We start from the raw sequence: 10,498 nt of genomic DNA on the forward strand, positions 1-10,498 counted from the left end.
CTCACGAGCATCACGTAGCCCCGACGGGATTCGAACCCGCGCTACCGCCTTGAGAGGGCGGCGTGCTAGGCCGCTACACAACGGGGCCGTGAGCGGTGCCGAGCGGACTCGGCACGAGAAGAAACCTTACCGTGAAGGCTGGATTTCTCCGAATCGGACCACGTTGCCGTGGACCAGAGCTGGGGTACCAGGACTCGAACCTAGAATGACGGAACCAGAAACCGTAGTGTTGCCAATTACACCATACCCCAAGGGGTTTCACTCCGAGCTGCCCTCGCGGGCCGTACGGGGTGAACCGAATGGGAATACTACCGGTCCGTGCCCGGTGGCCCAAATCGGCGGTCGAGCACCGCGGTCAGCTCGTCCAGGCCCCGCACCGAGGCGACCGGTTCGGACGTCCCACGACCGTCACGGTCGAGCCACACGGCACGCAGACCGGCGGCCTCGGCACCGAGCACGTCCCACTCGAGGTTGTCACCGATGCAGACGACGCGGCCGGGCTCGGCGCCGAGCAGCCGGCACGCCTCGAGGTACACGCGCGGGTCGGGCTTGCCGAAGCCGAGGGTGTCGGTCGTCACGACGACGTCGAACCGCTCGACGAGCTCGAGCGCCTCGAGCTTGACGCGGGTCGGGGCCAGCGCGGAGTTGGTGAGCAGGGCGACGGGCAGCCGCTCCCCCTCGGCTGCGTCGAGCAGGTCGGGCACGTCCGGGAAGAGCCGCTGGGCGCTGCGGAAGGCCGGCGCGTAGGCCTCCTCGTAGGAGCGGTGGGCCTCACCGGGGACCTCGACACCGAAGGCCGCGGCGACCTCGGCCAGCCGCCCGGCCCGCATCACCTCGAACGGGACGTCTCCGGAGGCGTAGCGCGGGAACCACCGCTCGGGGTCGTCGTAGTAGCGCTGCGCCATGGCGCGGTGCTCCTCGGTGCGGTGCGGCCAGACGGCGGCTGCCGCGTGGGTGCCGGCGACCACCATGGCCTCCTGCGTGTCGACGATCGTGTCGTCGACGTCGAGCAGCAGGGCGTGGACCCCGTCCAGCGTCTGCTCCAGCGACCGCGGGCTCACGAGGCGCCTTCGATGCCGAAGAGGGGCAGGGCCGGAGCCACGCCGTCGACGACGGTGCCCCCGGCGAGGTCCGCACCTCCGGCCCTCGCCCACGCCGCGCGGGTGAGGCGCACGTGCTGCAGGGTCTCGCCCGAGTGCTCGAGCACCGAGCGGTGCGTGTCGAGGTACCCCAGCGACCGGGAGACCCCGAGGGAGCCCGCGTTGCCGAGCACCGCCGAGCTGACCGCCACCTCGGCCCGCAACGGACCGAACGCGAGGGCGAGCACCGCTGCCCTCATCTGCTTGCCGAGGCCTCTCCCCCGGGCCGCAGGCACGAGCCACGAGGAGGAGTCGACCGCGTGGTCCGCGCGCCAGTCCGGGCCCTCGAGCCACTGGGCACCCACGACCTCGCCGTCCCTGCGGACGACGAAGGGCAGGGCCCAGTCGTCGGGTGACCACAGACCGAGCGCGCGCCAGTAACCCTGCGCGAGGACCGCGCGACGGTTCGCCGGGACGTCGAGACCGGCATACGTCGTCGCGTGGGGGTTCATCTCGACGTCGTCGGGCAGCAGCTCCCACAGCTCGGGCAGGTCGGCCTCGGTCATGACCCGGAGGTCGAGGTCGGCCGTGCGCAGACGGATGCCGTGCAGCGGCCAGGCCGAGGCGCCCACGCCACCTGCCTCAGAGCGAGTCGCGGAGCGACCGGAGACGGTTCAGGGTCGAGGTCTTGCCGAGGATCTCCATGGACTCGAAGAGCGGCGGCGAGATGCGGGCCCCGGAGACGGCTGTGCGCAGCGGGCCGAAGGCGAAGCGCGGCTTGATGCCCAGCCCGTCGACGATCGCGGCACGGAGCGCCTCCTCGATGCCGGCGGCGTTCCAGGGGCTCCCGGTGCCGAGGACGCCGGCGCCGTGGTCGTCGATGTCGCCGAGCACCTTCAGGGCCGCGTCGAGCACCGCCGGGGCGTCGTCCTTGAGCTGGGCACGGGCGTCGTCGTCGATGGCGAGCTGGTCGTCGCCGACGAAGAACGGGCGCACGAGCGACGGCGCCTCGGTGAGGTGCGCCATGCGCGTCTGGATGAGCTCGGCGACCGCCTTGAGGCGAGCGAGCTCACCGAGCGACTGCGTCTCGCCGAGGACGTCCTCTGCGATGAGGTAGGGCAGCAGCCGGCTCGCGAACTCGCCCACCTCGAGCGAGCGGATGTAGACGCCGTTGAGCCAGTCGAGCTTCTTGAGGTCGAAGATCGGGCCGATCGGGTTGACCTTGGCCCAGTCGAAGGTGCGGCTGAAGTCCTCGAACGTGAAGACCTCGACGTCGGCGCCCTCGGCGTCCTGCTGCGGCGGATAGGCAAGCAGCGCAAGGAAGTTCACGAGCGCCTCGGGCAGGTAGCCCTCCTCGCGGAACCACGTCAGCCGTGCGGCGGGGTTCTTGCGCTTGGAGATCTTGGACTTGTCGGTGTTGCGCAGCAGCGGCATGTGCGCGAACTTCGGCGCCTCGAGCCCGAGCCAGCGGTACAGCAGGATGTGCTTCGGCGTGGAGCTGATCCACTCCTCGCCGCGCACGACGTGGGTGATGCCCATGAGGTGGTCGTCGACGACGACGGCCAGGTGGTAGGTCGGGAAGCCGTCGGCCTTGAGGATGACCTGGTCGTCGGGACGGGGCGCCGAGACCTTGCCGCGGATGACGTCGTCGAAGACGAGCGGCACGTCGTCGGGGACGAGCATGCGCACGACCGGCGTCTCGCTGAAGCCGGGCAGCGCGGCGCGCTCCTCTCGCGTCTTGCCGACGCAGAGGCGGTCGTAGCCGGTGGGCTGCTTCGTCTTCTGCTGGACCTCACGCATCTGCGCGAGGCGCTCGGTCGAGCACCAGCAGAGGTAGGCGTGGCCGTCCTCGATGAGGCGGTCGACGTAGGGGCGGTAGGTGTCGAGGCGCTCGGACTGGCGGTACGGCGCGAAGGGGCCGCCGAGGTCCGGGCCCTCGTCCCAGTGCAGCCCGAGCCACGCGAGGGTGTCGTAGAGCTGCGCCTCGGAGTCCTCGCGGAAGCGCGCCCGGTCGGTGTCCTCGACGCGCAGGACGAACTGGCCGCCCTGCTGCCGGGTGAAGGCGAGGTTGAAGAGCGACATGTAGGCGGTGCCGACGTGGGGGTCGCCGGTGGGCGACGGTGCGACGCGGGTGCGCACCGGGCCGGAGCCGTCGGAGGTCGAGACGCGCCGGGACGGCGCAGTGCGGTCCTCCACCTGGCCGAGGGGCTCGCTGGCGGGGGAAGAGGGCATGCCGGTGCTGGTGCTGTCGTCGCTCATGGTGCGACCCAGCCTAGTGGGCGCGTCCCGACGGTCCGGACGCGGAGACGCCGCCCGACCACGGGGGTCGGGCGGCGTCGAGGAAGCGCGGGTCGCGTCCGGTCAGCCCTGCACGGCTCCGGGAGGGCCGTCGATGTCGTCGTGCCGCGCGTCGTACGTGGCGTCCTCGTCGGGGCCCTGGTCCGGCTTGCCCGGGCGCGCGTGGCGACCGATGTAGCCGCTGTCGCCGGTCGTCTGGCCGTGTCCTGTCGGCGGCTGGGGGTTCATATCGTCCTGTTCCATGACATAAACCCTAATTCGCCCAGTCAGCGACGGACGAAGGTGTTGGTCAGCGAGCCGATGCCGGCGATCTCGACGGTGACCTGCTGTCCCGCCTCGACGAGCCCGACGCCGGCGGGTGTGCCGGTGAGGATGACGTCGCCGGGCAGCAGCGTGAAGGCGGCCGACGCGTACTCGATGATCGTCGCGATCCCGTGGATCATGTCGGCGGTCGTGCCGTCCTGCTTCACGTCGCCGTCGAGCGTCGTGCGGATGGACAGGTCGGCCGGGTCGAGCTCGGTCTCGACCCACGGGCCGAGCGGGCAACTGGTGTCGAAGCCCTTGGCCCGCGCCCACTGTCCGTCGGAGCGCTGCCAGTCACGGGCCGTGACGTCGTTGGCGATGGTGTAGCCGTAGATGCACTCCGCGGCGTTCTCGGCCTTGACGCCCTTGGTGATCGTCTTGATGACCACGGCGAGCTCGCCCTCGTAGGAGATCTCCTCGCTGCCCGCCGGCAGGACCACGGGGTCGAACGGCCCGACGACGGCCGTGTTGGGCTTGAAGAACATCATCGGCTCGGCGGGGGCCTCGCCGCCCATCTCCTTGGCGTGGTCGGCGTAGTTCTTGCCGATCGCCACGATCTTGGAGCGCGGGATCACCGGGGCCAGGAGCCGGGCGTCGTCGAGCATGACGGGCGGCTGACCGCTCGGCTGGAGCCCGACGTAGAGGGGGTCACCCGCCAACGGGGTGATGACCTCGCTGCCGGGTTCGCCCTGGACGATTCCGTATGCCGGGTCGTCCCCGGTCGTGTACCTCGCGATGCGCACGCGCCCACCCTACGACGGCGCGTCACCGCGGGTGCCGGTCGGTCTCAGCGCGGCCAGACGATCGTGACGTCCGCGGGCGAGCCGGGCTGCCCGCTGGGGCGTGTGCGGTACTCCGGCACGCCCACGCACGTCCACAGCAGGCCGGCGACGTCGGCGCCCATGAGGTGGGCGAGGTCGGAGTCACGGAACGTCATGCCCGACGCGGCCGCACCCAACGCATACGCCATGAGGTGGAGCCGGCCCTCGACGAGCCCGGCGAGCAGCTGGGCCTCGCGGTAGTCGTGGTCGTCCAGCGTCGCCAGGTCGATGCCGCTCATCGCGACGAAGGCTGCGTCGCCGGCCAGCCCCTGCTCGAGCGACGCGGCGAAGAGCTCGTCACGGACGGTCGCCTCGTCGAGGGGACGCACGGCGTCGGCGACGTCGGGCCAGCGGTGGATGCCGGTGGGCACGCCGTCGACGGCGCTGACCCCGACCCAGTGCGGCACGTGGATGCCACGCGTCGCTACGGCCATCGCGTCGACGAGCAGGACGCGCGACACCGACCGGTCACGGTGCAGACGCCGGATCGAGCCCTTGCTGGCGACGACCGCGTCGGTGCTGGGCCCGGGGCCGGCCGACAGCACGGGGACCGCGGGGCCACGGGCGTGCGGCGCTCCGAGGACGTCGCGCTCCCCTGCCCGCTGGGCGGCCGTCACGAGCGGGAACTCGAGACCGTCCGCGTCGTGGCGCCCGGGGAACGGGTCGCCCGTGGGGTGGATCGCGGGGCCACCCTCGCCGAGGGCCACCAGCGCGACCGGGAACTCGTGCACGCGGTCCGCGCCGACGAGGGCGGCCACCTCGGTGTCCGGGAACGTCGTGACGAGATGCGCCGGCAGGCCGGCGGAGTCGGCGAGGGCGAGGGTCTGGGCGAGCATGGTGCCGGCGTCCCAGTAGATGTGGCGGAAGCCGCGCTCGCGGTAGCGCCAGCCGGTGCGCCAGGGCACTCCTGTGACGACGAGAGTCACCGCGTCGCCCGACGGTGGCGGACCGAGGACCACGAGGGCGTGCGCCTCGGGGTCGTACCAGTGCAGACCGGCCTCGAGGCCGTCGACGCCGGCGCCGCGGGGCACCGCGACGTAGATCTCGAGCGGGAAGCGCGCTCCGGCCGACCCCGCGGCGCGGAAGAGCACGAGGCCGCCGTCGGGACGTGTGGTGCGGCGCGTCACCCCGGACGAGAGGTAGAGCAGACGGGCGAGCCCGGCCAGGTCGAGCCGCGCCGGTGCGACCTGCGCGGTCCCGGCCAGCACGGCCGTGGCCGGGGACGTCGTCGCGGGCAGGTCCGGTGGCAGCAGGATCCGACGGAGGTCGTCGTCGTAGCGCTTGTAGGCCTGCGGACGCCGGGTGACGTCGTTGGGGACGAGGTCCTGGACAAGCCGGTCGTCGTCGGGGACCTCGGTCCACTCCCGTTCGTGCGAGTAGGACGTCAGGCGGTGCAGCAGGTGCGTGGGGCGCTCGGCGTCGGGTGCCATGGACGACATCCTGCTCCGTCGTGACGGCCCGTGCCGGGCGAAGGGCCGCAGACCTCCGGAACGGAGGCCGACGTCACATCGAGCGGCGGAGGCGCAGGTCGAGGGGCCTGCCGTCCGGGTCGTAGACGACCCGGTAGAGCGGCATGGCCCAGAGCCGGGTCAGGCGGCCCTGGTCGGGGCTGTCCAGGGGCCGGATCCGGCCGGGCGGGCGCGCCTCCCCCGCGGTCCCATCGCGCCACGACTGCAGGGCGGCCGCGCTCGCGGCGAACGCCTCGAAGTGCTCCTCGATCGCGAGATCGCCATCGCTGTCGAGGTGCTCGCGCGCCAGCCACTGGCGCAGGGCCCTGGCGTAGCCGTCGTGCGCGACGGCGGCCGAGAGCTCGGAGTCGTGCGTCCAGGACCGGCGGTTGAAGTTGTCCGAGCCGACGCTGGCCCACTCGTCGTCGATGACGCACACCTTGGCGTGGACGTAGACCGGGGTGCCCTGCGGGTTCTCCACCCCGTAGACCGCGACACGTCCCGGGCCGGCTTCGTGCAGCTGCGTGAGCAGGCGCGCCCGGCTGACGAGGTTGGGCGGCCGGCTGATGCGCCCGTCCTGGTCCGGCTGGTGCGGCAGGACCGCGACGACGCGGAGCTCCGGCGCCCGGCGGAGCGCATCGGCCAGCAGCGAGCCCACCTCGGCGGACCACAGGTACTGGTCCTCGATGTAGACGAGGCGCTCCGCCCGACCGAGCGCCTTGGCGTAGGCCCGGGCCACGCTGCGCTCGCCCCGCGGCGCGAAGGGGTAGCCGCCGAGGCGGTGTCCGTAGGTGCGCAGCAGCTGCACCGGGTGGGGGCCGCACGGCTCCGGGTCCGCCAGCTGCTGCGGCAGCGGACGGCGCGGTGGGCGGTCGTGCCGCAGCGCGTCACCGACCCAGCGGACGGGTGACCGGCTGAGCGCCTGCGGGTCCTCCCACCGCTCCCGGAAGACCGTCTCGACGTCGCCGACCGCCGGCCCCCGGACCGCGAGCTGGATGTCGTGCCACGGCGGCCTCGGGCCGTAGACCTTGGCCATGCTCTGGCGCTGGGGGTCGCCCGCATGGCTCGCGTCGTCGCGCCTGCTGTGGCACAGGTCGATGCCGCCGACGAACGCGACGTCGAGCTGGGGCCGGGTCGGGTGGCGCAGCACGACGAACTTCTGGTGGTGCGAGCCGCCCGTGCGCACCCGCATGTCGAGCACGCACTCGCCCCCTGCGGCGTTGATGTCCTCGCCGAGGTGGCGGTTCTCCCCGGCCGAGAAGGAGAGCCGGTCCCAGTGCGAGCGCCAGACCAGGCCGCGGACGTCGACACCGCGACGGGCCGCGTCGGCGAGGAGCGCGCCGACCTCGCTGTCCCGGCTGCCGGTCAGGTGCTCGTCAGGGTCACCCCGCCAGTCGACGAAGAGCAAGAGGTCCCCGGCCCCCATGCGGGAGACGGCGTCGACGAGGGCCTCGAAGTAGGCGGCTCCGTGCACGAGCGGGGTCACGAGGTTGCCCTCGGTCCACGACCGTCCGTCGGCATGGCGTCGGTCGAGGCGCGTCGCGGGGTTGCCTCTCTCACTCGGCGAGAGGTACCAGTCGGCGGGGTCCACGTCCCGAGGCTAGGTCCTCACGCCGGTCACGGCGACGACTTGCGCGGCCGGGTGCTGTCGACGACCGGTTGGACGGCTGACCTACGATCGCGGGGTGGAGGTGCTCGACGAGCCGGAGTGGCGCAGACGGACGGCGGCGCACGAGGCGCGGGTCGACGCCGCCACCGCCGGGCACCTGACGCGGCGCCGCGACCACCGGAAGCACCCGGTCGAGGACTTCCTCTTCACCTACTACTCCTTCAAGCCGTCGCAGCTGCGCCGGTGGCACCCCGGCGCAGGGGTTCGGCTCTCGGGGGCGGACGCCTCCCCCCATCGGGAGTGGCGCTTCTACTCGCTCGAGGCAGACGGCGTGTGTCTCGACGTGGAGGCGTTCGCCCAGGACCGCGGTGACACGCTGCGCTTCGTGCGCGAGCTGCTGGTCCGCACCGCTGAACGGCCGGGCCGCTTCGGCTGCTTCGGCCTCCACGAGTGGGCCATGGTCTACCGCCTCGACCCGTCCGACGTGCGGCATGCCGGCTGGCCGCTGCGTCTCGGCGCGTCGGGCACCGACGCCGTCGTCGAGAGTCACCAGGTCGCCTGCTCGCACTTCGACGCCTACCGCTTCTTCACGCCCGAGGCCCTGCCGCTCAACGCGTTGACGCCGACGCGCGAGAGCCAGCCCGCCCTCGAGCAGCCGGGGTGCCTGCACGCCGGCATGGACCTCTACAAGTGGGCCCACAAGCTCGTGCCCGCCGTGTCGAGCGACCTCGTCATGGACTGCTTCGAGCTCGCACGCGACATCCGCGCGCTCGACATGAGGGCCGCGCCCTACGACCTTCGTGAGCTGGGCTACGAGCCCGTGCGGATCGAGACGGCCGAGGGCAAGGCGGAGTATGCCGCGGCGCAGCGTGGTTTCTCTGTCCGCGGTCAGGCACTCCGGGCGCGTCTCGTGGAGGCGATCGACGCCGTCGTCGTGAGCGACGACGCCGCCACATTGCGCCCCTGAGCGCTCCTCGACGCCGCGCAGGCGCTGACCTGGGGACGGGTCAGGCTGCGAGGGCGAGGGTCAGGGCGTGTTCGAAGGGGCTGAGCATGTCTGGCTCGCCGGGTTCTGGTGGTTGCTCGAGGGACAGCCCGGGCCGTGGTCCGGGTGGGAGGCCGGGGAGCAGGGGTGGGGCCTGGGAGGTGTAGGTGTGTCCGGTAGGGGTGGTGGTCCGGACGGTGTGGGGAGTGCCGGGCTGGCCGGCTGTGGCTGTGGTGGCGGTGAAGCCGGGGAGCTGTTTGGTGTGGTTGCAGCGCACGCAGAGGGCTTGGCCGTTGGTGTCGGTGGTGGGTCCGCCTGCGGCGTGGTCTCGGATGTGGTCGAGGTGGCGGGCCGGGGCGTCGCACCAGGGGGTGCGACAGGTGGCGGCGTCGCGGGTGAGCAGGTAGCGGCGCAGTCCGCCGTCGAAGGTGCGGCGGGTCGAGTCCATGGCGACGAGCGCGCCGGTGGCGGGTTGGATGAAGAGCCGCCGTAGCCACACCCCGGCCGCGCGGGCCCCTGAGGCCTCGACGCCGTCCTGCGGCACCGACCCGGTGCCCGACCCGGTGGCCGACCCGATGGCGGACGCGGTCGCGAGCTGGAGTCGGGTGAGGAGGTCGCGGACCCAGGCGGCGGGGACGGGGCCGTAACCGGTGAGCTGGGCGGGGGTGTCGTCGCCGGCGAGGAGGGCCCGGTCGGTCATGACGAGCTGGATCTCGACGGGGACCCCGTCGGGGGCGGCCTGCCCGGTGAGCGGGGTGACGAGGGTGTCGGCCATGACCTGGCCCTTGCCGCGCTCGTCTCCGGCGGCGCGGGCGGTGTCGGCGGCGACGGTGAGCGCGGCGTGGGCGGCTACGGCCTGGGCGACGGGCAGCAGCGCGGTGACGTAGGCCATAGTGTCCGGCGCCGGCCGCAGCGTGACGCGCCGGTCGGTCTCGGCCTTCGCAGCCCGAGCCATGACCGAGGCGGCGTCGATCCGGTAGGTGACGGCCCGCACCCGCCGGGCGAGGTCCCGGTCGCCGAGGCCGGCGACGGGCTGGGAGGGGTCGGTGTTGATCTCGGCGTCGACCAGCCGCCGGTCGGCCGGGGTGAGGACCGCTGTCTCGCGGACGATGATCTGGACGCGCCACTCGCTCAGCTGCCCGGTCTCGAGCGCGGCCAGCGTGCGCGGCATGTCCCGGGTCAGGGCCAACGCGAGCCGGACGTGCCCGGCGCCCCGCACCGGGGACTCGTGCCGGGCGAGCGCGACCTGCGCCGCGACCCCCGCCATCCCCGAGGGCCGACGCCGCCGCCGGCGCGACCCGGCCCCGGCCTCACCCCCGCCGGAACGCTGAGAGTCACCCCGACTCTCACCCCGACCGTCACCCCGGTCCTGACTGCGGCCCTCACTGCGGCGGTCGCCCCGACTCTCACTCCGGGTGTCGCCCGTGCCCTCGCCTGACCCGCGCGCGGGGGTGCCGCGGACGTCGCCCTCGTCGAAGGTCGCGGCGCGGGCCTGGTCCCGTGCGGCGCGCCACCCGTCGAAGTCGCCCGCGTCGGAGCACTCCCGCGCCCGCTGCGACCAGGCCTGCGCGACCTGCTCCTGGGAATCCACGAACGCCGCCGTGACCCGCACCTGCGCCGCCGCGACCGCGGACTTCACCCGTTCCAGCACCGCGAGCTGGTCGACCCGCGCCTGGTCGGACAGCTCCTGGTCGGCCGACAGCTGCTCGCCCCCTGCCCCGTCCACGCCTGCCCCGCCCACGCCGGCCCCACCCTCCACGGCCCCGACGCGCGACAGTGCCGACACAAGGGCTTCAAGGGCCTCCGTCGTAGGCACCGTCGCATCGTCGAACATGTGTTCTGCATATCTGCTTAGGTGAAGTAGCCTTTGTGGATGACCGCGAATCCGATTCGGGGGCAGGACTACCCAGCGACGTACCAGCAGCTGCTCGAGTGGTTCCCGGACAACCAGTCAT

Annotated in this window: 9 protein-coding genes and 2 tRNA genes; 1 reads left to right on the forward strand and 10 read right to left on the reverse strand. The window is 72.9% G+C overall.

Annotation, left to right across the window (positions count from 1 at the left end; translation table 11 throughout):
- Positions 1-15 precede the first annotated feature (15 nt).
- The 9 genes from ABD297_RS06445 to ABD297_RS06485 all read right to left on the reverse strand — a co-directional run bounded on the left by ABD297_RS06445 (position 16) and on the right by ABD297_RS06485 (position 7,540).
- Positions 16-88 (reverse strand) — tRNA-Glu (locus ABD297_RS06445).
- A gap of 91 nt (positions 89-179) precedes the next feature.
- Positions 180-251 (reverse strand) — tRNA-Gln (locus ABD297_RS06450).
- A gap of 57 nt (positions 252-308) precedes the next feature.
- The gene (locus ABD297_RS06455) at positions 309-1,061 is read right to left on the reverse strand and encodes an HAD family hydrolase (protein WP_344254004.1); all 753 of its coding nucleotides are present in this window, start codon (positions 1,059-1,061) and stop codon (positions 309-311) included.
- Entirely contained in the window at positions 1,058-1,711 is a 654-nt protein-coding gene (locus ABD297_RS06460; RefSeq protein WP_344254005.1) for a GNAT family N-acetyltransferase, read from the reverse strand. Before ABD297_RS06460 ends, ABD297_RS06455 begins: the two co-directional genes overlap by 4 nt.
- 10 nt (positions 1,712-1,721) lie before the next feature.
- A complete protein-coding gene (gene gltX / locus ABD297_RS06465) occupies positions 1,722-3,161 on the reverse strand; it encodes a glutamate--tRNA ligase (RefSeq protein WP_425581138.1) in 1,440 nt (479 codons plus the stop codon).
- A 279-nt stretch (positions 3,162-3,440) separates the two neighbouring features.
- Positions 3,441-3,620, reverse strand: coding sequence for a hypothetical protein (locus tag ABD297_RS06470; RefSeq protein WP_344254007.1), 180 nt, complete (start codon positions 3,618-3,620; stop codon positions 3,441-3,443).
- Positions 3,621-3,643: 23 nt separating this feature from the next.
- Complete coding sequence (locus ABD297_RS06475; RefSeq protein ID WP_344254008.1) at positions 3,644-4,423, reverse strand: fumarylacetoacetate hydrolase family protein; 780 nt, start codon at positions 4,421-4,423, stop codon at positions 3,644-3,646.
- Between the two features lie 44 nt (positions 4,424-4,467).
- On the reverse strand, positions 4,468-5,931 hold the full coding sequence (locus tag ABD297_RS06480; RefSeq protein ID WP_344254009.1) for a nitroreductase family protein: 1,464 nt from the start codon (positions 5,929-5,931) through the stop codon (positions 4,468-4,470).
- A 73-nt stretch (positions 5,932-6,004) separates the two neighbouring features.
- Complete coding sequence (locus ABD297_RS06485; protein ID WP_344254010.1) at positions 6,005-7,540, reverse strand: phospholipase D family protein; 1,536 nt, start codon at positions 7,538-7,540, stop codon at positions 6,005-6,007.
- Positions 7,541-7,634: 94 nt separating this feature from the next.
- Between ABD297_RS06485 and ABD297_RS06490 the strand changes: the two genes are divergently transcribed.
- Positions 7,635-8,525 (forward strand): 3-methyladenine DNA glycosylase, encoded by an 891-nt coding sequence (locus ABD297_RS06490; RefSeq protein WP_344254011.1) that lies wholly within the window; start codon positions 7,635-7,637, stop codon positions 8,523-8,525.
- Positions 8,526-8,565: 40 nt separating this feature from the next.
- Here ABD297_RS06490 and ABD297_RS06495 read toward each other — a convergent pair whose 3' ends face one another.
- Positions 8,566-10,359, reverse strand: coding sequence for an HNH endonuclease (locus ABD297_RS06495; protein ID WP_344254012.1), 1,794 nt, complete (start codon positions 10,357-10,359; stop codon positions 8,566-8,568).
- Positions 10,360-10,498 lie beyond the last annotated feature (139 nt).

Origin of the sequence: Terrabacter carboxydivorans (genome assembly GCF_039532035.1) — a bacterium.
Classification (GTDB): domain Bacteria; phylum Actinomycetota; class Actinomycetes; order Actinomycetales; family Dermatophilaceae; genus Terrabacter; species Terrabacter carboxydivorans.

Bases quoted from the DNA above. Each gene is read 5' to 3' on its own strand.
- gltX (WP_425581138.1), bottom strand. From the start codon at position 3,161: ATGTCGCTCTTCAACCTCGCCTTCACCCGGCAGCAGGGCGGCCAGTTC.
- ABD297_RS06470 (WP_344254007.1), bottom strand. From the start codon at position 3,620: ATGGAACAGGACGATATGAACCCCCAGCCGCCGACAGGACACGGCCAG.
- ABD297_RS06480 (WP_344254009.1), bottom strand. From the start codon at position 5,931: ATGGCACCCGACGCCGAGCGCCCCACGCACCTGCTGCACCGCCTGACG.